The 21,862-nt window shown below is 51.1% G+C and carries 21 protein-coding genes and 1 tRNA gene; 10 read left to right on the top strand and 12 right to left on the bottom strand.

The features are described 5' to 3' along the window. Positions 1 to 47: 47 nt before the first annotated feature. Both AB8880_00685 and AB8880_00680 read right to left on the bottom strand, forming a co-directional pair. Positions 48 to 1,409 (bottom strand): ABC1 kinase family protein, encoded by a 1,362-nt coding sequence (locus AB8880_00685; protein ID XDZ65943.1) that lies wholly within the window; start codon positions 1,407 to 1,409, stop codon positions 48 to 50. After that, positions 1,410 to 3,215 carry a M3 family oligoendopeptidase gene (locus AB8880_00680; protein ID XDZ65942.1) on the bottom strand — a complete coding sequence of 602 codons (1,806 nt, stop codon included), beginning with the start codon at positions 3,213 to 3,215 and terminating at the stop codon, positions 1,410 to 1,412. A gap of 159 nt (positions 3,216 to 3,374) precedes the next feature. On the opposite strand from AB8880_00680, the gene AB8880_00675 reads away from it, so the two are divergent. From AB8880_00675 to AB8880_00640, 8 genes are all read left to right on the top strand, one after another. Continuing rightward, complete coding sequence (locus tag AB8880_00675; protein ID XDZ65941.1) at positions 3,375 to 5,156, top strand: long-chain fatty acid--CoA ligase; 1,782 nt, start codon at positions 3,375 to 3,377, stop codon at positions 5,154 to 5,156. A gap of 66 nt (positions 5,157 to 5,222) precedes the next feature. Next, positions 5,223 to 6,176 carry an NAD(P)-dependent oxidoreductase gene (locus AB8880_00670; GenBank protein XDZ65940.1) on the top strand — a complete coding sequence of 318 codons (954 nt, stop codon included), beginning with the start codon at positions 5,223 to 5,225 and terminating at the stop codon, positions 6,174 to 6,176. Between the two features lie 145 nt (positions 6,177 to 6,321). Further along, positions 6,322 to 6,398, top strand: a tRNA-Arg gene (locus AB8880_00665). A 209-nt stretch (positions 6,399 to 6,607) separates the two neighbouring features. Further along, positions 6,608 to 7,675, top strand: a complete 1,068-nt coding sequence (locus AB8880_00660) for an ABC transporter substrate-binding protein (protein XDZ65939.1) — start codon at positions 6,608 to 6,610, stop codon at positions 7,673 to 7,675. Positions 7,676 to 7,705: 30 nt separating this feature from the next. Beyond that, on the top strand, positions 7,706 to 8,560 hold the full coding sequence (locus AB8880_00655) for an ABC transporter permease (GenBank protein XDZ65938.1): 855 nt from the start codon (positions 7,706 to 7,708) through the stop codon (positions 8,558 to 8,560). Positions 8,561 to 8,594: 34 nt separating this feature from the next. Then, positions 8,595 to 9,413, top strand: coding sequence for an ABC transporter ATP-binding protein (locus AB8880_00650; protein ID XDZ65937.1), 819 nt, complete (start codon positions 8,595 to 8,597; stop codon positions 9,411 to 9,413). Between the two features lie 24 nt (positions 9,414 to 9,437). Continuing rightward, complete coding sequence (locus AB8880_00645) at positions 9,438 to 10,217, top strand: SDR family NAD(P)-dependent oxidoreductase (GenBank protein XDZ65936.1); 780 nt, start codon at positions 9,438 to 9,440, stop codon at positions 10,215 to 10,217. Further along, complete coding sequence (locus tag AB8880_00640) at positions 10,214 to 10,969, top strand: SDR family NAD(P)-dependent oxidoreductase (protein XDZ65935.1); 756 nt, start codon at positions 10,214 to 10,216, stop codon at positions 10,967 to 10,969. Before AB8880_00645 ends, AB8880_00640 begins: the two co-directional genes overlap by 4 nt. A 58-nt stretch (positions 10,970 to 11,027) precedes the next feature. Here the strand turns inward: AB8880_00640 and AB8880_00635 are convergent, their stop codons facing one another. Genes AB8880_00635 through panB form a run of 3 tightly spaced genes read right to left on the bottom strand, consistent with a single transcriptional unit; the run spans position 11,028 to position 13,505 of the window. Next, the gene (locus tag AB8880_00635) at positions 11,028 to 11,942 is read right to left on the bottom strand and encodes a phytanoyl-CoA dioxygenase family protein (GenBank protein ID XDZ65934.1); all 915 of its coding nucleotides are present in this window, start codon (positions 11,940 to 11,942) and stop codon (positions 11,028 to 11,030) included. Between the two features lie 23 nt (positions 11,943 to 11,965). Continuing rightward, positions 11,966 to 12,661, bottom strand: coding sequence for a GntR family transcriptional regulator (locus AB8880_00630; GenBank protein XDZ65933.1), 696 nt, complete (start codon positions 12,659 to 12,661; stop codon positions 11,966 to 11,968). Beyond that, a complete protein-coding gene (panB, locus tag AB8880_00625) occupies positions 12,639 to 13,505 on the bottom strand; it encodes a 3-methyl-2-oxobutanoate hydroxymethyltransferase (protein ID XDZ65932.1) in 867 nt (288 codons plus the stop codon). The genes AB8880_00630 and panB overlap by 23 nt, the downstream gene beginning before the upstream one ends. A 186-nt stretch (positions 13,506 to 13,691) precedes the next feature. Here panB and AB8880_00620 point away from each other — a divergent pair, with 186 nt between their 5' ends. Further along, positions 13,692 to 14,078 carry a hypothetical protein gene (locus AB8880_00620; protein ID XDZ65931.1) on the top strand — a complete coding sequence of 129 codons (387 nt, stop codon included), beginning with the start codon at positions 13,692 to 13,694 and terminating at the stop codon, positions 14,076 to 14,078. Positions 14,079 to 14,095: 17 nt separating this feature from the next. Here AB8880_00620 and AB8880_00615 read toward each other — a convergent pair whose 3' ends face one another. The 6 genes from AB8880_00615 to AB8880_00590 all read right to left on the bottom strand — a co-directional run bounded on the left by AB8880_00615 (position 14,096) and on the right by AB8880_00590 (position 18,597). Next, positions 14,096 to 14,284 (bottom strand): hypothetical protein, encoded by a 189-nt coding sequence (locus AB8880_00615; protein XDZ65930.1) that lies wholly within the window; start codon positions 14,282 to 14,284, stop codon positions 14,096 to 14,098. 28 nt (positions 14,285 to 14,312) lie between these two features. Next, positions 14,313 to 15,080, bottom strand: a complete 768-nt coding sequence (locus AB8880_00610) for a sterol desaturase family protein (protein XDZ65929.1) — start codon at positions 15,078 to 15,080, stop codon at positions 14,313 to 14,315. Between the two features lie 157 nt (positions 15,081 to 15,237). Further along, positions 15,238 to 16,560 (bottom strand): TRAP transporter large permease subunit, encoded by a 1,323-nt coding sequence (locus tag AB8880_00605; protein ID XDZ65928.1) that lies wholly within the window; start codon positions 16,558 to 16,560, stop codon positions 15,238 to 15,240. 10 nt (positions 16,561 to 16,570) lie between these two features. Continuing rightward, positions 16,571 to 17,089 carry a TRAP transporter small permease subunit gene (locus AB8880_00600; GenBank protein ID XDZ65927.1) on the bottom strand — a complete coding sequence of 173 codons (519 nt, stop codon included), beginning with the start codon at positions 17,087 to 17,089 and terminating at the stop codon, positions 16,571 to 16,573. A gap of 66 nt (positions 17,090 to 17,155) precedes the next feature. After that, positions 17,156 to 18,220, bottom strand: a complete 1,065-nt coding sequence (gene dctP / locus AB8880_00595; GenBank protein ID XDZ65926.1) for a TRAP transporter substrate-binding protein DctP — start codon at positions 18,218 to 18,220, stop codon at positions 17,156 to 17,158. A 65-nt stretch (positions 18,221 to 18,285) separates the two neighbouring features. Next, the gene (locus AB8880_00590) at positions 18,286 to 18,597 is read right to left on the bottom strand and encodes a DUF6166 domain-containing protein (protein XDZ65925.1); all 312 of its coding nucleotides are present in this window, start codon (positions 18,595 to 18,597) and stop codon (positions 18,286 to 18,288) included. A 336-nt stretch (positions 18,598 to 18,933) separates the two neighbouring features. Between AB8880_00590 and AB8880_00585 the strand changes: the two genes are divergently transcribed. Further along, complete coding sequence (locus AB8880_00585; GenBank protein XDZ65924.1) at positions 18,934 to 19,689, top strand: sulfite exporter TauE/SafE family protein; 756 nt, start codon at positions 18,934 to 18,936, stop codon at positions 19,687 to 19,689. A gap of 237 nt (positions 19,690 to 19,926) precedes the next feature. Here the strand turns inward: AB8880_00585 and AB8880_00580 are convergent, their stop codons facing one another. Next, complete coding sequence (locus AB8880_00580) at positions 19,927 to 21,369, bottom strand: Glu/Leu/Phe/Val dehydrogenase (protein ID XDZ65923.1); 1,443 nt, start codon at positions 21,367 to 21,369, stop codon at positions 19,927 to 19,929. Between the last annotated feature and the right edge of the window lie 493 nt (positions 21,370 to 21,862).

Genomic DNA, 21,862 nt, shown 5'->3' with positions numbered 1-21,862 from the left:
TATCCACGGCGGCAAGGCACCGTTCGTTTTTCAAACACACCCGAAGACTACCCATGCGAATAGACCGTCTCAGGAATTCCACACAAAGATGCCGCATCACGCTGACGCTTTGCAAGGTCTTTTGCGTCAAATGCGTCAATTAATCCTTCAAACAGTTGATGCCAGTTGACCTCTGCTTTCAGGTGCATGAAAACCGAGCCAAGTCCGATCGCGGCCCGATCCATGAGCACGAATTCCCGGGGCGGCTGCACACCGCCGATCCTTTTCAGCTCATCATAGACTTTCATGGCAACCTCACGTCCCTGGTTGCCTGTCCGCATTTCCTGTATCGGTCTTGCCCGGTCCTCGAGAAGCGGCGTGTAGATGAATTTCGCCCAGATATTGAGAATATCGATGGCCTCCCGGTCAAGCCCGGCAAACCCCCATTTCTCATAGGCCTGAACCGCCAGATCCGTATCCCCATTCCTTAGCGCGTGATAAAGATCAATGACGCCGGCGACAAAATCCGGCCGGAACAGTCTGATACAACCATAATCCAGAAGGTTGACCGACCGATCCGGGGCGATGGTGTAATTGCCCGGATGCGGATCACCATGGATCACCCCATAATAATAGAAAGGCACATACCATGTTCGAAACATATTGATGGCAACGGCGTTGCGTTCATCCTGATCTTCGGTGGCGGCGATATAGTCTTTCAGTTTCTGTCCTTCAACCCAGGTCATGGTCAGAAGCCGCTCTGTAGAGAGTTCCGGCACGGGTTCAGGCACATTGGCCCCGGTTTCATCCTTGAGCATCAGATGATAGAGCTTCATGTTTGCGGTCTCGCGCGCGTAATCAAGCTCTTCTTCAAGCCTTTCAGCGAGTTCGGCGTGAATCTCACCTGTTGAGATTGCCTTGTCGTAGCGTTCGTAGAGCGAGAAAATCAGTTTGAGCTGACGCAAATCCGCTTCAACGGCAGAGCGCATGTCCGGATATTGCAGCTTGCAGGCATAGGCGGTGCCATCATGACCGGTGGCCCGGTGCACCTGGCCGAGCGACGCGGCCGCCGCGGCCTGTTTTTCAAAATTGGCAAATCTGGACTGCCAGTCCGATCCCAGTTCGGTTGCCATCCGGCGCTTGACGAAAAGCCAGCCCATCGACGGCGCATCTGTCTGGAGATTGGCCAGTTCTTCGGCGTATTCCCGGGGCAGGGCTTCGGGAATGGTCGCCAGTATCTGGGCGACTTTCATGAGCGGGCCCTTGAGCCCGCCCAGCGCATCGCGCAATTCGGTGGCGTGACTTTCCCGGTCAACCTTGATCCCGAGATAGCGCTCACCGGCGATTTTCATCGCCAGATTTCCCATGGTTCCCGTAACTTTGGCGTAGCGGCGAATACGGCCACCCATGCCGGACTGATCATCGCTCATCTACACCTCCCCAATACCATCAGCGGCAAGATCTTCGGCCAGGCTGTCGATCATCCCGGCGAGCATGTCGAGCCCAAGTGACCAGAAGGTTGCCTGCCGTGCATCCAGCCCGAACGGCGCCAGCGCCGCATCATGGCGATCGGTCCCGCCAGCCCGCAGCAGTGCGAGATAATTTGCCACAAACGTCTCTCTGGCCTCGGCGGTATCGGCTTGCTGATAGACCTGCCACAACGCGTTCACCAGGCAATCCCCGAAAGCATAGGCATAGACATAGAAAGGCACATGAACGAAATGAGGAATGAATCCCCAGATCGGCCGATAGCTTTCGTCCATCGTGATCGCCGGGCCAAGAGCCATGGCCTGGGTTTCCATCCAGATATCGGAAATCTGATCCGGGGTCATCTCGCCTTGCCGACGCTGATCATGAAGGCGTGTCTCGAAATTGTGAAAGCCGATCTGGCGAACAACCGTATTCAGCATATCCTCGATCTTGCCTGCCAGCAGGGCACGCCGCTGGATCGGATCTTCAGCTGTATCGATGAGTTTCCGGAAGACCAGCATTTCACCAAATACCGAAGCTGTTTCGGCCAGCGTCAGCGGGCTTGAGCACATCAGATGACCTTTTGGCGCTGCCAGTACCTGATGCACCCCGTGACCAAGTTCATGGGCCAGCGTCATCACATCCCGCACCTGCCCGCTGTAATTCATGAGAATATAGGGATGCGCCGACGGCACCGTCGGATGGCTGAAGGCACCAGAGGCCTTGCCGGGACGCTGTGGCGCATCAATCCATTTCCGGTCAAAGAACCAGCCCGCCACTTCGGCCATGCCCGGATCAAACTCGCCAAAGGCCTCAAGAACGATCGATCTGGCCCTGTCCCATGAAAATTCCCGCGTATCCTCCCCGGGAACAGGGGCATTGCGATCCCACCAGGGCAGAGTATCCATGCCCATCCAGTCTGCCTTGAGCCGGTAGTAGCGGTGGGTCAGATCCGGCATGCGGTCTGTCACGGTCCGGGCCAGGGCATCGACGACGTCATCCTCGACATCATTGGCCAGATTGCGCGAAGACACCGGCCGCGGAAACTTGCGCCATTTGTCATCGACGCTCTTCTCCTTGGCAATGGTGTTGAGGATAAGCGCCATCAGCCTCTTGTTCTTGTCAAGAACATTGGACCGGCTGAGCCCGGCCTCGCGCCTGATCTCGGGGTCGGGATCCGTCATCATGTCGAGGATTTCGGCTTCGCTCACCTCCCGGTCGCCAACGGGAAAACGAAGTCCGGCGGCGGTTTCGTCAAAAAGACGGATCCAGGCAGCCCGGCCGGAAGGCTGGCGTTCAAGCAGCAGGGTTTCCATTTCATTTGAAAGCTGATGCGGCCGGAAAGCACGAACCTGCCGAAGCCAGGGCTGCCAGGAGGCAAGACGCGCACTTTCGGCATAAAGCTCCTCCATCCGGGCATCATCAATCGCCGCCAGTTCAAGCTCGACAAAGACAAGCCTGGCGCTGATCTCGCTTTCGGCCTCACGCATCATCTGTGCTTTCTGGCCAACCGCGGGATCGGTCATGTCGGCGGCAAAGGCGAGATCGGCAAAGCTTGTCATCCGGCCGAGTTTCTCGCAAATGCTCTCATATGTCTCGATTACGGCGGCGAGTTCATCTCCGGTGGCACTGCCGAGCTTGCCTTCCCAGTTTCCTGCAAGATCAAGGGATGCGGCCTCGCAACTGACGCGATCATGCGCAAGTTCTGGCGCATCGGGAGAAACATAAAGATCATCTAGGGACCAATGGGGAAGACTGTCAGGCATGGCTCACACATATCAGATGGGACACTTGAGATATAAGGCCGATAGAGGATAAAGCAATATCCCTGACCGGCCCTTGGGGTGATTATCAATCATATGGTTTCAAGGCTCAAGGCTTGCCAGCGTCTTTTCTTTCCTCCTTAATAGGGAAAAAGGCATGCCATGAACAGAATGAACCCTTCCACGCTCTTTCCAGAGGATCGATCCCTCCCTGCAATGTTTCTGCGCATTTCAACCCGGATGGGGCCTGGCAAGTTCATCTGGAATCGCCATATGGGCGGCTGGATCGGCATCAGTTACGGCGAGGTGGCAAAAGAGGTGAGACATATTGCCTCCGGCCTGCTTGCCCGCGGAGTCAATGCCGGGGACCGTGTCATCATCAATTCGGAAAACCGGCTCGAATGGGTCATCGCTGATCTTGCAATCATGTCTATCGGCGCGGTGACCGTTCCTGCCTATACCAGCTACACGATTGACGATCACCTTCACCTGATCAATGACAGCGGGGCGGTGGCGATTATCTGCTCGACCCGGAAACTGGCATCGGTTGCGGAGGTGGCAGCCGAACAGGCCCCTTCCTGCCGGCTTCTGGTGCTCATCGAAAGCTCCAAGACCATCCATCAGCCAGCCGGGCTTGCCATTATCTCCTGGGATAATCTGATTGCCGATGGCAAACGTTTCCCTGCTGATATCGATGCCATGATCTCAACCCTTGAGCCTGATAATCTGGCCTGCATCATCTACACATCCGGCAGCGATGATCAGCCCAAGGGTGTCATGCTCAGCCATCGGTCGATTCTCGGCAATATCACCGCCGCCCGCGAGAGGTTTCCCATGGTGCGGGAAGGCAGGGAGGTTTTCCTTTCCCTTTTACCGTTGAGCCATGCGTATGAACACACGATCGGGCTTTATTTCGCGATACTGGTGGCAGCGGAAATCTATCATCTACCGACGCCGGAACATATCGCCCAGGCCCTTCGTGAGGCGCGGCCCACCATGATGACCGCCGTGCCCAGATTATGCGAGCTCTTGCATGACCGTATTCGCAGCAGCGCCAAAGGCCGGGGAAGAATGGCTGAAAACCTTCTCGCCCTGACGCTTCGTCTTGGCCGCAAAAAAGAGCAGAAGGACAGGCTTTCGCCTGGGGAGATGCTGCTTGACCTGTTCCTGACCGTGCTGGTCCGGCGTGCCGTTGCAAGGCAACTTGGCGGCAGACTGAGGATCATCGTCTCAGGCGGGGCTGCCCTGTCACCCGCCGTGGGCCGCTTCTTCCTCGCCCTTGGCATCCGGCTTGTACAAGGATACGGCCAAACCGAGGCTTCCCCTGTGATCAGCTCAAACGGAACGGACGATATCCGTATCCAGAGCGTCGGGCGGCCGCTTGAAGGCGTTGAGGTCAGGCGCAGCAAATCCGGCGAGCTCCTTGTTCGCGGGCCCCTCGTCATGCAGGGATACTGGGGACAACCCGAGGAAACCGCCAAAGTGCTGAAAGACGGCTGGCTTCATACCGGCGATATTGCTGAAATCGACGGGGACGGTTTCATCACCATCACCGGCCGCAAGAAGGACATCATCGTCAATTCCGGGGGTGAAAACGTGTCTCCCGGACGAGTGGAAAGCCGCCTTCTCGCCCAGCCATACATCGAACAGGCGATGGTGTTCGGTGACCGACGGCCCTGGCTGGTGGCGGTAGTCGTGCCAAGCCAGCTCTGCCTTGATCACGCCGCAAAAAAGCCCGACAAGATCACCAAATATATCCAGAGTGATATCGACACGGCGAACTCCCGCCTTGCCGCAAGTGAACGGGTGCGCCGGTTTATCATCGATCGGGACGGCTTTACGATTGACAACAAGCGACTGACACCGACGCTTAAGCCCAGACGCCATATCATCTGGCGGGATTTTGAAGACAGACTGAACCAGCTTTATTCACGCCAGAACTGAAATTTTTCTTGCCCGATGGATGAATTTGGGATCACTCTTCGATGAGGAAAACCTGGGGAGTGCACCATGCGCATCGGATTTATTGGTCTTGGCAATGTTGGCGGTAAACTGGCGGGAAGCCTTGTTCGCAACGGGCTCAATGTAACGGTCAGGGATCTCGACAAAGACGCGGCCACTTCGCTGCTTGAAAAAGGGGCAGGATGGGCCGAAAGCCCTAAGGAATTGGCCGAAACCTGTGATATGATCATCACCTGCCTGCCCTCGCCTGCGGCCAGCGCCCGGGTGATGGAAGACGAAGACGGAATCCTGGCCGGACTCGCGCCTGGCAAGATCTGGGCAGAGATGAGCACCACCGATGAGGCTGAAGTTCGCCGGCTTGGGGCTCTTGTGGCGGAAAGAGGCGGCGCTGCGGTCGACTGCCCTGTTTCGGGCGGCTGCCACCGGGCGGCAACCGGAAATATCGCCATTTTCGCCGGTTGCGACCGCGACGTGTTTGAGCGGATTCTGCCTGTTCTCACCGTCATGGGGCGCCGCATCCTGCATACCGGCCCTCTCGGTTCTGCATCGATACTCAAGGTGATGACCAACTACCTCGCCACCGCCAATCTGATCACCTGCACCGAAGCGCTGGTGACGATGAAGGCTGCCGGCATGGATCTTAACACCACGTTTGAAGCAATCCGGATTTCATCTGGAAACTCCTTTGTCCATGAAACGGAAAGCCAGGTCATCCTGAATGGCAGCCGTGATATCAACTTCACCATGGATCTGGTGCTCAAGGATATCGGCCTCTTTCAGGAGATCGCCGAACGCTCAAACGTGCCGCTTGACGTCTCCCCCCTTCTGATCGAGATCTTCAAGGATGGCATGGCCAGATATGGGGCAAGGGAATGGTCACCGAATATTATCAGACGGCTTGAAGATGCAACCGGGCTCGATATCCGCGCGCCCGGCTTTCCTGCTGAAATGGTTGATGACGAACCTGAAGAGGTGGGCTATGAGATCATCCCCCAGCGCTAGGAGCACGGCTCGCAAGACAGCCCGCCAATCCGGTCAGCCCGCCACCTGATAAATGCATCAAGGGAATGCGTAAAAACGGATCGAGGCAAAAGATTGGTATTCATGCCTCAACAAAAGGGATGGGATGTGGTATCACATGCCTTGTGGTCCCGTAGCTCATCAGGATAGAGCGTGAGATTCCTAATCTCAAGGTAGCAGGTTCGAGTCCTGCCGGGATCACCACCCAAGTTGGGAAGTTGAGGATATCTTCTGGCAAATCGAGAAGGTATTTCAGCCCTGCAAGTACGCTGGGAATTGAGGTATTCTTTCGTCAATCCCGGCTTCTGAATTTTATTTCAGATAATTTAGACGTTCAAAAACAGTGATAGACAACCACAGCTTATTATTTGATTATAATATTAGAAATAGTAAATTTATTTCGGGAGGAAGAAATGAAATTGGCAAAAATGATACTCGCAACCCTGGCCACGCTTGGTGCTGTTTTAAGTGTAAATTTTCAGGCGGCAGCCAAGGAAAATGTCAATATCGGGATATGCGTTTCATGGCCGGGCTATGCCATGTATGAAGTCGTACGGCAAAAAAATCTTGCCCCTGATTATGACCTTAATCTTACAATTTTCGAAGATCCGATTGGGGGGCACTCCGCTCTTGCAGCCGGCCAGATAGATATCTATCTCTGCACAGGAGATTACACGCCATTGACCATTGACAGCAACACGCCCGTTGCCAATGTGGCCTTTTTGAACCCGTCTTATGGTGTTGACCATATCATCCTTTCCCCGGATCAGGATATCGGCGCGTTGAAAGGGCAGAAGGTATCCGCACCTCAAGCCTATATCGGCCATCTCCTGATGGGGTTATTCCTGGATAAAAACGGAATCTCACCTGATGACGTGAGCTGGGTGAACCTTAACGCTGACGAAGCGGTCGGTCCCATGATGTCAGGTGATCTGGCGGCGGCCTACATGTATGAGCCGTGGATCAGCAAGGTTATTGAAAGCCGCCCTGGCACAAAAAGCGTGATCAACACTGCTGATCCAGACATGCTCAAGACAGGCATCTTCATGGATGTGATGTATATGAACACCAATTTCATCAGCCAGCGGAGAGCAGTTGCGGTTGATATGCTCAAGGCCCGCTGGGATGCCGTGCAGTATTGGCATGACAACACCGAAGAAGTTAACCAGCTCTTTGCCGATTATCTGCAATGGCCCGCCGAAGATATCGGCTATGTCATCGGAACCAATGGCAAGTTTTTCGACGGCGGCATCTACATGTATGATTTCAATGAATCTGCCCGTGTCTGCGGGGTGCTTGATGGAAATCCCCCGTTTGGCCTGCCTAATGGCTCGATGAAGGATGTTGTATCCCTGACCAATGAATGGTGGATCAAGCTTGGGCTGATGAGCAAGTCCCATGATGCCGGCAAAGGCATTGACTGCAGCCTGATGGGTGATCTCGTCAAGCAAGGCTACAGGCAGTCCATCTCCGCCAGATAAATGCCGTTTCGATTAGAGGCAGCATCACTGGTGCTGCCTCTAACCCATGTTTATCAAGCAGATCCGACCAGACCAAAAAACCGAACCTCCGCCATGAGCGAAACGAAAAAAAAGCTAGAGATCAGAAAGCCGGTCAAACGGATGACCAGCATTTATCTGGGCATCTCGATCTGGGGTATTTTCTTTGGCCTCTGGCAGATATCATCAAGCATGGGTTGGGTTAACCCATTACTTGTGCCTGGCCCGGTTGATGTGCTGGAAGCTCTGCGTGAGTTAATTTTCGAGCGTAGTTTTGCCGAAGACATTTTGCACAGTATATGGCGGGTGATCATCAGCTTTTTCCTGGCTTCTGTCGTGGCTGTACCGCTGGGTATCATGATGGGATACTCCCATGCTGTTGAATCTTTTTTCAATCCATTTGTATCCGCCTGGCGGTATCTGCCTGCCCCTTCCTTCATACCGGTGCTGCTGATGTGGTTTGGCACTGGAGAGACCCCCAAACTTGCCTTGCTTTTTATAGGAGTGGTGTTCTTTCTCATCACCATGGTGATGGATTACACGAAAAAAGTGAAACTTGAATTGCTGGAAACGGCAGCGACGCTGGGGGCGACCAGAAGGCAATTGATCCACACTGTTGTCATTCCGGCTGTTCTGCCAGACATCGTTGTTTCCATGCGTCAGATGCTGGCGGTAACATGGACCTATCTGGTGATAGCAGAAATCGTCGCCTCGACTACAGGTATTGGCGCGATGATGATGCGGGCCAGACGGTTTTTGCACACGGATGAAATCATGGCAGGCATTATGATCATCGGGGCGCTGGGTTTGATCTTTGATCTGCTGTTTCGTTTTCTTCACCGAAAGCTCTTTGCCTATCTTTACTAACTGGGCTGAAACCTGATTTAGGGAAAATATCGAAATGAAACCCGTTTCAAAAAGATCAGCTGTTTCAGACAAAAATACCATTCTTCGGATAGAAGACCTGCATAAAGTCTTTGACCAGAACTCAGCCCACCCCGTTGAAGCTGTAAAGGGGGTCAGTTTCCATGTTATGGAGAATGAACTCACTGTTCTTCTTGGACCGTCGGGTTGCGGTAAATCCACCGTTCTGAGAATGATTGCAGGTTTGGAGATACCTAGCAGCGGCCAGATCATCCATGGGGATCAGATGGTGGATGGTCCTTCCCGAAAACGAGGCATGGTCTTTCAAAGTTACACATCTTTTGAGTGGCTGACGGTATCAAAAAACATCGAGTACGGAATGAAACTCAACAAGGTTGATGCGGCCATCCGCAAGGAACGTGTTGAATATTATCTTGAATTGGTTGGGTTAAAGGATTTCAGGAATGCCTATCCCAAACAGCTTTCCGGCGGTATGAAACAGCGTGTTGCCATCGCCCGTACTCTGGCAAATGAGCCTGAATTGCTCTTGATGGATGAACCTTTCGGTGCACTCGATGCCGAAACACGCTGGAATATGCAGGAATTGCTGATTTCGATCGCCCAATCCACCAAGACAACCATTATTCTTGTCACCCATGACCTGGGAGAGGCACTTTTTCTCGGCGACCGTATCATCTTTTTTTCAAAAAGGCCGGCCAACATCATCAGCGATATGCCAATATCGTTCAAAAAAAACAAAAGGTTCATCCGCAAGGAAGATATTCTTTCGGAAAAAGGCTATAAAATGGCTGAACAGGAATTGATGCGATTGATGCGATCACAGGCGCATGCGTGAGCAGGGAGAGCATAAAGAGATTTCATGTCATCAGGGTTTGATTTCACCAATAAGTCCGTAGTTGTTACAGGTGCCTCGCGCGGGATAGGCTATGGCGTAGCCGAGGCATTTGCGCGCCATTGCGCCGAGGTGCATATTCTGTCCAGCGGTAAAGGCATCTTCAGCGCCGGAGAGAAATTGTCGTCGATAGAGGGATGCCGCGTTAAATCCTATCAATGCGATATCAGCCGTAAGGATGAGGTGGAGGATATCCTTGGCGAAATCGATCAGATTGATGTGCTGGTCAATAATGCGGGCCTTGAAAAGCCAACCCCGATTACCAGCCGGGATAGCAGCACCATTGCTGATTTTGAGCGCATTATATCCATCAACGTTCTGGGTACGTTTTATGTCAGCAATGCGGCCATCCCCAAAATACCTAAGGGCGGGAGCATTATCATTACCTCCTCCATCTGGGGGAAAACAGCCGTAGCAGAGTTCAGCGCCTATTGCGCGTCCAAGCACGCCAATATCGGTTTCATGCGCTCTCTTTCAAAAGAACTGGGGCCTGCTGGAATTCGCGTCAACGCCGTATGCCCCGGTTGGGTGGAAACCGAAGCCGCCATGAAATCACTTAAATGGATGTCGGAAAAAATTCAGACAACTGAAACCGATCTCTTAAAGGAAATTGTCGACGCCCAGTCTCTTGACGGATTGATGAAACCGGAAGATGTCAGCCAGACTTATCTTTTTCTGGCATCTGATTACGCCGCCAATATTACCGGACAGGCTATCAATGTCGATCGTGGTGAGGTGCTGGGATGAAAATCAGCCTTAAGGGAAAAACTGCGCTGATAACAGGGGCCTCACGCGGTATTGGCAGAGCCATCGCCATGGCTATGGCTGAAGCAGGTGCTGATATCGTTTTTACCTATAACAGTTCTCCAGATGCTGCTGAAAAGACCAGGGAAAACATTATAAGACATGGAAATATGGTGACCGCCATCAAAGCCGAGATATCGGATGAACGGGCAATCCTTGACTTCTTTCAAGTGATTGATAAGCAGAATATCCAGATAGATATTCTGGTTAACAATGCCGGCGTTATACTCGAAAAACCAACCATTGAGACAAGTGCGGCCGAATTCGACCACCTGATGGCAATAAATCTCCGCGGAACATTCCTGACCGGCCGGGAAGTTCTGATGCGCATGAAGGCAAATGGCACGGAAGGTCGTATCATCAATATCAGCTCTGATCTCGGTTTCCTGGGAAGGGAAAGTTTCGGGCTTTATGCCGCATCAAAGGGGGCGATCAATGCCCTCACCAAATCCTGGGCGCTTGAATTTGCGCCGCATATACTTGTCAATGGAATTGCCCCGGGGCCGGTGGACACCGATATGCTGGACCTTGAAAACATGACACCTGAATGGCGGGAAAAAGAAGAACAGATCCCGATGGAACGAATAGGTCAGCCTGACGAAATTGCTGGTCTTGCCGTTTTTCTTGCCAGCGATAAAGCCAGTTTTGTCACCGGGCAGATTTATGGGGTCAATGGCGGCAGCGTCATGCCCTGACCTTTCTCTTTTTCAGAGAGAGAGCGAAAAACATAAAATCCACCAGATGATTGACTGTTCAGGCGGATGAGTTGCTTTTATTTTCTCCGGCCTGGGCTGCGTAGATGGATGTATAGCCCTTGGACCAGTCTGGCGGCATCTGGCATGGTCTCGGGTCATGATGCGCCCATAAAACAGGTTCACCCCTTACCAGTTTATAGCTGTTCTCTGTTGGCTGGGGATGCGCTGTGTATGGTTTTGCATCTGCCGAGGCATAGCAGTTCAACAACAGAGGCCGCGGCACGGGTGATTTGGACGATGGTGAATAATGTAGCGTCCGCGCATTGTGAACAGTGATTGACCCGGCCTTGCCAGTGATATAGTCGACACGGCTCATGTCAATACCGGCAGCATCTTCTTCCGAGAGCATTCCCGTCCAGTTGCCATTCTTGTCGTACTGATCGTAAAGATCCTGATTATGCGATCCTTTGAGAACAGCAAGAGGCCCGTTTTCCATGGTGGTATCACTGAGATAGCACCCGATGGTTATCACGTTGTAATTTGTATGCGGGAAAAACTGGATATCCTGATGCCATTTTACCGTATCGCTTTCATCAAACCATTTGAAGTTTAGTTTTGAATGATGAAAGGTGACGTTTGGCCCAAGCAGGTCCGCGGCGACATCTGCCATGAGGCCGGTTGCGAAATTCCAATAGACGTCGCTTGCGGAATCAGGACATTTAAGGCGACGCAGGACAGGCTGGACAGCAGAATGCCCGGGGCCGATATCGAACCGTTCGTCGCTTTTCGTGACGCTCTTGCTTTTTTCGACAAAGTCATCCGTTACAGCCTGAAGCTCAGCCAGAGTTTCGGCGGGGACAAGTTCGTCAACGCCGATATATCCATGTTCAAAGTAATGTTCCCGCTGGCTTTGGCTGAGCACTCTTGCCGGGTATGATAAAATTTCCTCGGGTAGCAATCTTTCCTCCATCATCAAAATGGCCGTGCCCTTTAAGACTACGGCAAGTTAAAGGCAGATTTTGTAAATTCCAGCACATAGTCGTTGAGAGTATCGCTTGCCTTGCCTGCCTGTTTAGGATCACCCTCGGTTATTGCCCGAGCTAATTCGGCATGCAGTTTGGCAATAAGCGGCAGATCGGCTGCGCGTTGATAATGCAGATACCAGAAACGGCGGGACAACCCGTTCCAGATGCGGCTCATGCGCATGGCATATTCATTGTGGCAGGCTTCCGCAAGCAGGATGTTTAGCCTGCCGTCATATCGGATAAAGGTTATTCCATCATTGACTTTTGCCGCCTCTTCCATGTTTTCAGCAATAAGCAGAAATTCGTTGCGTTCTTCCTGGGTAGCCCGCAAAGATGCCTTTGCCGCCATCAGCCTTTCGACTTCGCGGCGCACTTCAAGTACGAGCATCTGTTTTCCGTAGTCAATCTCCGACACCAATACACCTCGCCTCGGCATGATGACTACGAGTCCGTCCCAGTTCAGCCGTTGAAGCGCCTCCCGGATCGGAGTCCGGCCCAGGCCAAGCTGGCCTGACAATTCGGCTTCCGAAAGCAGCTGCCCCGGCTTTAACTGCTGCGTTACAATCAATTCTTCAATCTGATTATACGCATCAAGAGATAAACTTCTTTTTCTGTCGCTCATGGATTGTTTTCTTGCCTGAATTTTAGGTTTGTTTCCTTTTTTCAACCATCGTCATGAACTTGTCCAATTCTTTCTCGTCAACACCATAGGTATGATCTTCGTCAGGGAAAGTGCCAGCCTTCACTTCTGCAACATATTGGGAGACACCTTTGACGGCCACATCGGTCAGGTTGGCAAATCTCTTGGTGAATTTCGGTTTGAAATCGGTGAAGACACCAAGCAGATCGTGGCAGAGAAGGATCTGCCCATCTGTTCCATTACCGGCACCGATACCAATCGTCGGTATCTCCAACTGCTGTGAAATGACTGTGGCAATCGGGCCGGGCACGGCCTCAAATTCAAGCATGAAGCAGCCTGCATCTTCAATGGCCAGGGCATCTTCAAGGATTTTCATCGCTGTTTCTGCCGTGCGCCCTTGTATCTTGAAACCGCCAAACATGGCAACCGTATGCGGGGTCAGTCCGATATGGGATGCGGTCGGTATGCCGGAATCCACCAGTGCTTTGAGGATATGGGCCTGGCTTTTGCCGCCTTGCGGTTTTACCGCATCAGAACCTGCCTCCTGCATGAAACGAGTGGCATTCTCCAGAGCGCGGTCAATTGTGTTGTAACTCTGATACGGCATGCAGCCGAGCACAAAAGTATTTGGCGCGCCCCTCCGGATAGCGGCTGCATGCATTACCATCATGTCCATGGTCGCGGGAATGGTGTTGGCATGGCCATGGGCGATCATCGCAAGGCTATCACCAACTACAGCCACATCTACACCGCCCATCTCCGCCCATTTCGCCGAGGTATAGTCAGGGACAGACATATAGACCATTTTCTCACCGGTATGTTTTGAATCCCTGATTTCAGTGATCGTTCTTTTCTTCTTGTCCTCGGCCATAGGCTTTCCCCTTCACGGTCCATTTTAATATTTACCCTTAAAATATCACTGATATATTAGTGTGTAAAATATTTTGCTATGGTGAAGTTTACGTTGCGTCAGGCATGGGCTGAAGGGGTGGAAATATCCGTCAACACCCCTGATGCGGCGTTTTTGAAACTGGTTGTATAATTTCAGGAGAAGATCTTGGATTTCATCCTCCCCATCCCGTCCTATTGGGAGCTTTTCCTTGCCATCATCGGGATGTTTATGGCGATTGTTTCCTTTGTTTTTGCCGCTGGTGCCTTTCAGCCCGGATTTCTTGCACAGGAAGATGCTCACACAAATGGCTCATTCCGCCTCCCTGGTGTTGCAACGCTAGTGCTTGCAACAGCCTGCCTCTTTTCAACGGTCTGTTTCATCTGGCTTTATATTCCATGGTATGTGGCGGTTCCCGTCATGGGGCTTAATCTTCTTTATGCGCCACCGATGGAAGAGGTTTTTCACAAAACATTCAAATCACCGGGACTAATTGCCCTGGTGATGTCACTTCTTGATATGTTGGTGATTTACCTGATGTGGTATGTGCCTTGAATTTCAGCAGGCACCATTCAGGGTTGTTTCTTTCGCTTTACCTTGCCGGTTTCTGGGAAAATCCAGATGGCCAGGATCATCATCAAAGAGAGTGCTAGTGTGACCTTGCCGACACCTGGGGATGAAGTATCCATAGCGTATAAACCATAACCTCCAATAACCAGAGCTACCAGAAGGGACAGGATCAGCTTAATCCGTGGTGGCATTTAGCATTAACTCCCCGATGGCTTCGCATCATTCAGCTGCTATTGGCTGGGCGGCCGCCTCATCCGGCCGTTTTGGAATTTCGCGAAGGTCTTTCTTGAGGTGCTTTGTGTCATATCCATTGAAAATATGACCGAGAAGTCCTCTATCCAGATCCGATGTCCCAAAAAGCCAGTCAGCAATCGGAAACGTCAGATTCATATTCACATTCATCATGATCTTGTCGTTGTGATGCGCGGTATGGTGGCGGCGCAGGGTATTCACAAAGGGACACCAGCGCACAAACCAGTTTTCATCCACATGACAGCAGAAATGCATAAATTCATAGATGAGATACATCGCCGTTGTGGTGGAAATGAAAAGCCAGGCGGCGTTCGGCGTTGCAATCACATGCAACCCTACGACCCCGACAGATGACATGAGAATGAACACCACCAGCGCATAGGGTGGAAAGAAAGTAACACGCCAGTCTTTGGAATCCCTGAACCTCATTTCATGATCGGTGAAGAACTGATGATGGTTCAATGTATGCCGTTCATAAACAGCTCGAAGAGCGGGATTCGTGTGCGGGCGGTGCATCACATATTTATGAAGAAACCATTCAAAGATATTGCACATCAGGAATGCCGCCGGGATGATGAGATATTCCCATAAACTTGGCGCATTGATGTGCTGTGCGTAGATCCACATTGCCGTCAAGCCGATGGCATAGATCACGACAACATGTATCGGTCCATTATACCAACCCACAATCTTTTCTCTGTAGGCTTTCCGGAAAGATAACTGACGATCCTTCATGAATCAGGCTCCTAATACATTGATTGGGTAATCATGATTAATTTCGAACTAATATATCAGTCACACATCAGCTTTGCAAGGACATCTGCACATCTTAAGCACTTTGTTCTTGCAGGATTATCAATCAAAAAATACCGACGGGGAACACCATTGAGCGTCAGTTAAAACCAAGCAGTTGTTCCGGTAACCAAAGTACTGTCTGCGGGTAAAGCATGACGATAAACAAGGTCACTATCTGCATCAGGATAAAGGGTACGACGCCCTTGAACATATCCGTGAGCTTGATCTCTGGCGGCGAGATTCCCCTGAGATAGAAAATGGCCGGCGCCATTGGTGGTGTGAGATAACTTGTCTGGATAACTATGAGAAACAGAATACAGAACCAGACAGGGTCAAACCCTAACGACACGATGATGGGGATGAATACGGGGATGAAAATCAGCAGAATGGATATCCATTCAAGGATGAAACCCGCAAGAAAGCTGATGGCAAGAAACAGGAACAATGTCCCCCAGGCCCCGAGATTGGATTGGGCTATCAAGTCAGAAGTGAGCGCAACACCCCCTGATGCGATGAACACACCGGAGAAGATGCTGCCAGCGAGCAGAATCAGCATGATCATGCAGGTGACCTTGACCGTTTTCTTGAGCGCCTCTCCAATTACCGCAAGGCTGAACGTGCCGTAGAAAAAGGACAGCAAGATCGAACCAAACGCACCCATGCCAGCGGCTTCCGTCGGCGCAGCCCACCCCAGCATGATCGATCCAAGCACCGCAAAGATAAGCAGAACCGGAGGAAGCAAAGCTTTGAATGTTATGATTAATTTATCTTTAATTGGTATATCCGTTTCCGCCAGATCAGCCGGTGATCCGTCCTGCGGCCGGATAATGCAGCGGAGCAGAATATATAAAATATAGCATCCCGACATGATCAACCCGGGAAATATCATGCCGACAAAAAGGTCTCCCACGGACACATCGGCCACAGGACCAAGAATTACAACCACCACTGATGGCGGGATAATCGTCCCCAGCGAACCACCAGCACAGATTGTCCCTGAAATAAGCCCCGTATTGTATTTATGCTTCATCATTACAGGTATCGCAAGCAACCCGACAACCGTTTCCGTTGCACCGATAACGCCTGTGGATGCCGCAAAGATTACGCACATAATGATCGTACCGATCGCAAGCCCGCCGGGAAGACGCCTGGTCCAGAGATGCACCGCATCAAACAGTCGCTCGGCAATCCCTGAGCGCTCCAGCATAGATCCCATGAAAACAAAAAGCGGAACAGCGGCAAGGATAAAATTGCCGCCGATATCCGAAACTTTTTCAACAAACTGAAAAATGACGGGAGAGCCGAAGTTATAAAGGCCAAAATAAAGCGCAACCCCCATCAGCGACAGCGCCACCGGAAAACCCATAAACAACACTGTCAGGATAGCGGGAAACATCAATAAAGCTGCATATTCACCCATCTTCTTCGCCTCAATCACTGTTTCGTGGTGGCGCCTTGCCAGCCAGTACCATTAAACTGCGAAACCACTCAGCCAGGCTTTGAAGCGTAAGCAGCAGAAAGCCGAGAACAAAGACAACCCGATATGGCCAGATGACCGGGTTCCATGCAGATTCCCCCGATCGCTCTCCCCAGATCCAGGCATCATAGGCATAAAGCCCCAGGCGCCAGGTCAGCCAGATGACAAAAGGCAGCATCAGGAACGTATAGCCCAGCGCATCAACCAGAGACTGCGTGCGCGGTGAAAAATGGCTGTATAGAACATCAATGCGGATATGCGCCCGCTCACGCAAGGCGTATGACATGCCGAGGAAAAAATTCGTGCCCGTCGCCATATACCCAATTTCATAAGCCCATATTGTCGGCGCATTGAACACATAGCGCGAGATCACCTCAAACACTGATGCGAAAACAAGGGGCACGATGAGAAGGCCGGCTATCCAGCCGAAGGCTCCCGATAATCTGTCTATACCTGCAAGTAAGTATTTCATTTGAATTCAGTCTAAATCAATAAAGCAGCACCGGCAGCATTGTTTGTTGCCGGTGCTGATCAAGATTTAGTTTGCTGTAGCTACATTGCGGTAACGCGATGCATCTTTCCACAGGTTTTCGTAAGCCAGTTGACTTTCATAGGCTTTCTTAAACCACTCGTTTTCATTGCCCTGGGCCTTGCCCCATTCGATTGCCGCTTTCTTGACATTCACCTGAACATCTTTGGAAAGTTCGATGATCTCATTGCCCTGCGAGCGGAAAAATTCCAGCGCTTTTGCATCTTCATGACCAATGCGAAGCCAGCTTTCGAGGGTAACCAGCTTTGCCGCTTCTTCGATCAGTTTCTGATCATCTGCCGAAAGTGCTTCGAAGGCCTCCTTGTTGATAACAAGCTCAAATGGCGCGACAGGCTGGTGAACACCGGGGATGACAACATACTTGGCGATCTTGTGGAAGCCCGGAGAAATATTTTCATAAAGCGTGCCCCATTCCGTTGCATCAATGGTACCCCGTTCAAGCGATGTGTAGACCTCGGCTCCCGGCATGGTCACGGGAGCTGCCCCCATTCCCTTGGCGATTTCAAGCCATGCACCGGCAGTGCGGACCTTGAGCCCCTGCAGATCATCCATGGATTCAACTTTCTTGCGGGAATGAAGAAAGGCTTCGGCTGTCCGGATGAAAAGCGGCATGGATACCACGCCGAATTTCTCCATGCGGAAATCGCGCTGCATCTGGGTACCACCACCTTCATAAAGCCAGTGCAGCATTCTTTCGGAATCCATGGATCCGGCAAAACCACCAAAGACAACCGTGGCCTTGTCCTTGCCCCAGTCATATCCCATCCAGGTATGGCCGACCTGCGCGATACCGTTGCGAACCGTTTCGGAAACATTAAGAGCCTTGCCCAGCGTGCCGCCGGTAAAGACCTCTATTTCGATACGTCCGTTGCTCATGAAAGCAACCTTGTCGGCAAAGGCTTTGGCCCCGATTTCCATCAGCGGACCGCCTCCCCAGCTTGTCGCCATTTTCCACTTTACTTCAGCGGCAAATGCCTGAGACATGGTCAAAAGCGATGCCGCTACAAAGAAAACGGTAATTGCCCGTTTTAGGGTATATTTTAATTGAAGCATGTTTACCTCCCTTTACTTTTCCTGCTGTTGCTGACCTAAGGGATACGCTGCAGGACTGCATAAATTCATCCCTTGGAAATACTTGTCTTTATGAAACCCTCAATTTCTTCGGAAAAAAGTGTCCAGTGATTGTCGAGATTGCTCACCACTTCGCTGGCAAAACTGTCAGCAAGCGAAAGTGACGTTGCCTGATCATTGGTGTGATGCATGAGTAGAGCAAATGCCAGTTGCTTTGATGCGTCTCCGTAATATCCCCATTCAAAACCGGCAGGGCAGAAGGATTTGATATCCGCATATGTTTGAAGCGGAGTTCCATCAAATGTAACCACCAACCCATCGATGGTCCTGGAACCTTCATATTTTGCTTTCTCTGCCAATGTTCAAAACTCCAGAGAAGTTCCCCCAATAATGAATTTAGAACTGTCGATGTCTTTTCTTCAGGATCACAAATTCATTACACAACAAATATATCACACATATATCAATAATATCTAAATATTTTTTACAGCCCATTCCGGCGCGCACAAAATCAGGTCAAAAAATGAAGAAAGACTAGGTGGAAAAAGGATTGTCGCTTCATAAAATTATACTTAACGTCGTAGTGTTCATATCGTGCCAACCCGCTGCTGGCGCCTGGCACGTCCTGCCCTCCTGGTCCGGTAAACCTGAAAGAATATGATGGTCCAAAAACTGCTTTTCCTGATTATGCCGTAATGAGTATTGACGTCATATTCCTGATCATTGCAGGTGCGTTCGCCGGCGGCTTTGTCAACGGGCTGGCCGGGTTCGGTACTGGTCTGTTTGCGCTTGGCTGGTGGCTGGCTGCCTTACCGCCGCTTGATGCGGTAATTACCGTTGTAATCATGTCGCTGGTTGGCGGCCTGCAGGGGCTCTATGCAGTTCGCCATGCTGTTGACTTGCCGCAACTGGCACGGTTTCTCCTGCCATCCTTTGTGGGTATTATTATTGGTTTTATTATTCTCGATGCCATCAATGCCACCATTTTGAAATTTCTGGTGGCCTGTATGCTGATACTGTATGGCGGCTATTTTACCTTCAGCAAGAAACTGCCCACGCTTCAGAAACGCTATCCTGTGATTGATGGTTTGGTTGGATTTCTTGGCGGATTTCTTGGGGTGATTGGCGGTTTGTCGGGGTCGGTAATGACCATGTGGTGTTCGCTTTACGACTGGCCAAAGGCTGAGCGTCGGGCACTAACCCAGCCCTTTAACATGGCAGTCCTTGGATCGGTGTTCGCGTCGATGGCTTGGCGCGGACTTATCGATGCTCATATCTGGCTTATTGTTGCGATAGCGTTTCCCTTTTCGGTAATGGGAACCCAGCTTGGCATCTTTGTCTTTCGCCGGTTGACCGATCGGGGTTTTCAGCAATTGCTGATCTGGCTCATTCTGGCATCGGGTCTGATGCTTGTCGGCCGCGAATTAACTGCAACGGTTTTGGCGGGCTAGGGTTCTGGCGGGCAGGATAAGCCCTGGCAGCATAACTTTAAGGCATATGGGGTGGCTCGGCATCACATCGACATTTGCTCCATTACCCGTCAATTTCCGGGCTGGTCAATTTCCGGCGCCGTCAGGATTGAAATGGGTGTCGACGGTATGATTACAGATCAACCTGAACGATTTTTTGCCTCAAAATCAAGCGCTGCGAATCTGGTGGTTTGGGCCAGCTTCAAGGCTTTTGTTCCCTTACAATTCTTTGGACAAATAACTGGTTGCAATACGGTCGATGGCCAGGATGAATGCCGCGGTGCGAAGGCTTTCCACATCATCACGACGACGCCAGATCTCGCGAATTGATTGATACGCTCCACGCATGGTGTCGTCTAAACCAGAACGCACCATTTCAATTTCGCCCGCACCCATCATATAGGTATCTATAAAATCAGAAGACAACTGCCAACCGCTACCTTTATCTGCAGTCAGGCGTTTCAATTCGCTTATAAGCATTTCATGGCGCATTTCTTCGCGTCGACGTTCCATTCTTCCGAAGCGGATATGGGTAAGGTTTTTGACCCATTCGAAATACGATACCGTCACCCCGCCAGCATTGGCATAAAGATCCGGGATGATCACAACACCCTTCTTGCGCAGGATATCATCCGCAAGGAAAGTGACAGGGCCATTGGCCGCCTCGATTATAAGCGGAACCCTGATCCGGTCAGCGTTACCCTGATGGATAGCCCCTTCCATAGCGGCGGGGATGAGGATATCCGCCTCAGCTTCGAGCATGGAGGGGCCGTCTTCAATGAACCTGGCATGGGGATAGTTTACAATACTGCCGGTCTGGTCCATGAAAGCTCTGATATTTTCGACATCAAGCCCTTTGGGATCATGCAAGGCGCCTTGCCTCTCAATGACAGTCGTGATTAATGCACCATCTTCTTTCGCCAGCAAACTCGATGCGTGATACCCGACATTACCTAACCCCTGAACGATCATGCGTTTGCCTTCCAACCCGCCTTTCAGCCCAGTGAGAGCCACATCTTCGGGATGGCGAAAGAATTCTCGCAAGGCGAATTGAACTCCCCGACCCGTCGCTTCAATGCGCCCATTGATGCCTCCTGCATGTATCGGTTTTCCTGTCACGCAAGCACGTGCATTGATATCCGTTGTATGAATTCGGGCATACTGGTCAGCAATCCATGCCATCTCGCGTTCACTTGTTCCCATATCCGGCGCGGGAACATTCTGGCTTGGATGTATCAGGTCACGTTTAACAAGTTCAAAGGCAAAGCGCCGGGTAATCCTTTCCAACTCTTCTTCCGAATATTGAGAAGGATCAATGACCAGCCCACCCTTGGCGCCTCCAAACGGCACTTCGACAACAGCACATTTATAGCTCATTAATGCGGCAAGAGCTTCGACCTCATCTTGATTAACAACACTGGCAAAGCGGATGCCCCCCTTGACCGGCTCCAGATGTTCAGAATGCACGGCACGATAACCTGTAAAGGTTTCGATGCGGCCGCGCAGCCTGACCCCAAAACGGACTGTATATACGGAATTGCAGATTTTTATTTTTTCTTTAAGGCCGTCCGGCAGATCCATCAAGGCCGCTGCACGATCAAACATAAGATCAACAGTTTCGTTGAAACTGACTTCTCTGGTAGTGGTAGTGGTTGTTTTCATTTCATTTCCACTCATGACAATAAATTTATCAAAGAAATTTTCCCATGATATGAGCCATTATCATATGTGAACAGTTTCGATTTCCGTATGGCAATTCATACATACGCCTCATCGTAACTCATAATTCAAGGAAATGCATAAATATACGTCCGTTTTATGTTCACATATCAGTGATCTTGATAAAGAGATGATGGTGATTATCGCCATATATTCCCAAACTCAAGGGTGCAGGTTCGAGTTCTGCCGGGATCACCATTTCAGCCGGAAAATTACGGACTATATTATTGGAAAACCAAATCAATGCCGTGTTCTGCATATGTGTGGGGGCATTTGAGCACGCTTTGCCATGTGTGGTGGGGTGAATGGGGTGTATATGGGTGTATCGCTGGGCGGCAGACTGCTGCCCTGATCGTGATCATTCAAAGCATCAATTTTAGCTGTTGTTCTTTTATTTCTGAATGAGATAGCCCACCAACCTCTTGGTCGGCAGGAT

The organism is Alphaproteobacteria bacterium LSUCC0684, assembly GCA_041228335.1.
Lineage (GTDB): Bacteria > Pseudomonadota > Alphaproteobacteria > Puniceispirillales > UBA1172.
Note: the sequence above shows the minus strand (reverse complement) of the source record. Positions and strands in the feature narration are given on the sequence as shown.

Bases quoted from the DNA above. Each gene is read 5' to 3' on its own strand.
- AB8880_00685 (XDZ65943.1), bottom strand. From the start codon at position 1,409: ATGAGCGATGATCAGTCCGGCATGGGTGGCCGTATTCGCCGCTACGCC.
- AB8880_00680 (XDZ65942.1), bottom strand. From the start codon at position 3,215: ATGCCTGACAGTCTTCCCCATTGGTCCCTAGATGATCTTTATGTTTCT.
- AB8880_00675 (XDZ65941.1), top strand. From the start codon at position 3,375: ATGAACAGAATGAACCCTTCCACGCTCTTTCCAGAGGATCGATCCCTC.
- AB8880_00670 (XDZ65940.1), top strand. From the start codon at position 5,223: ATGCGCATCGGATTTATTGGTCTTGGCAATGTTGGCGGTAAACTGGCG.
- AB8880_00660 (XDZ65939.1), top strand. From the start codon at position 6,608: ATGAAATTGGCAAAAATGATACTCGCAACCCTGGCCACGCTTGGTGCT.
- AB8880_00650 (XDZ65937.1), top strand. From the start codon at position 8,595: ATGAAACCCGTTTCAAAAAGATCAGCTGTTTCAGACAAAAATACCATT.
- AB8880_00645 (XDZ65936.1), top strand. From the start codon at position 9,438: ATGTCATCAGGGTTTGATTTCACCAATAAGTCCGTAGTTGTTACAGGT.
- AB8880_00640 (XDZ65935.1), top strand. From the start codon at position 10,214: ATGAAAATCAGCCTTAAGGGAAAAACTGCGCTGATAACAGGGGCCTCA.
- AB8880_00635 (XDZ65934.1), bottom strand. From the start codon at position 11,942: ATGATGGAGGAAAGATTGCTACCCGAGGAAATTTTATCATACCCGGCA.
- panB (XDZ65932.1), bottom strand. From the start codon at position 13,505: ATGGCCGAGGACAAGAAGAAAAGAACGATCACTGAAATCAGGGATTCA.
- AB8880_00615 (XDZ65930.1), bottom strand. From the start codon at position 14,284: ATGCCACCACGGATTAAGCTGATCCTGTCCCTTCTGGTAGCTCTGGTT.
- AB8880_00610 (XDZ65929.1), bottom strand. From the start codon at position 15,080: ATGAAGGATCGTCAGTTATCTTTCCGGAAAGCCTACAGAGAAAAGATT.
- AB8880_00605 (XDZ65928.1), bottom strand. From the start codon at position 16,560: ATGGGTGAATATGCAGCTTTATTGATGTTTCCCGCTATCCTGACAGTG.
- AB8880_00600 (XDZ65927.1), bottom strand. From the start codon at position 17,089: ATGAAATACTTACTTGCAGGTATAGACAGATTATCGGGAGCCTTCGGC.
- dctP (XDZ65926.1), bottom strand. From the start codon at position 18,220: ATGCTTCAATTAAAATATACCCTAAAACGGGCAATTACCGTTTTCTTT.
- AB8880_00585 (XDZ65924.1), top strand. From the start codon at position 18,934: ATGAGTATTGACGTCATATTCCTGATCATTGCAGGTGCGTTCGCCGGC.
- AB8880_00580 (XDZ65923.1), bottom strand. From the start codon at position 21,369: ATGAAAACAACCACTACCACTACCAGAGAAGTCAGTTTCAACGAAACT.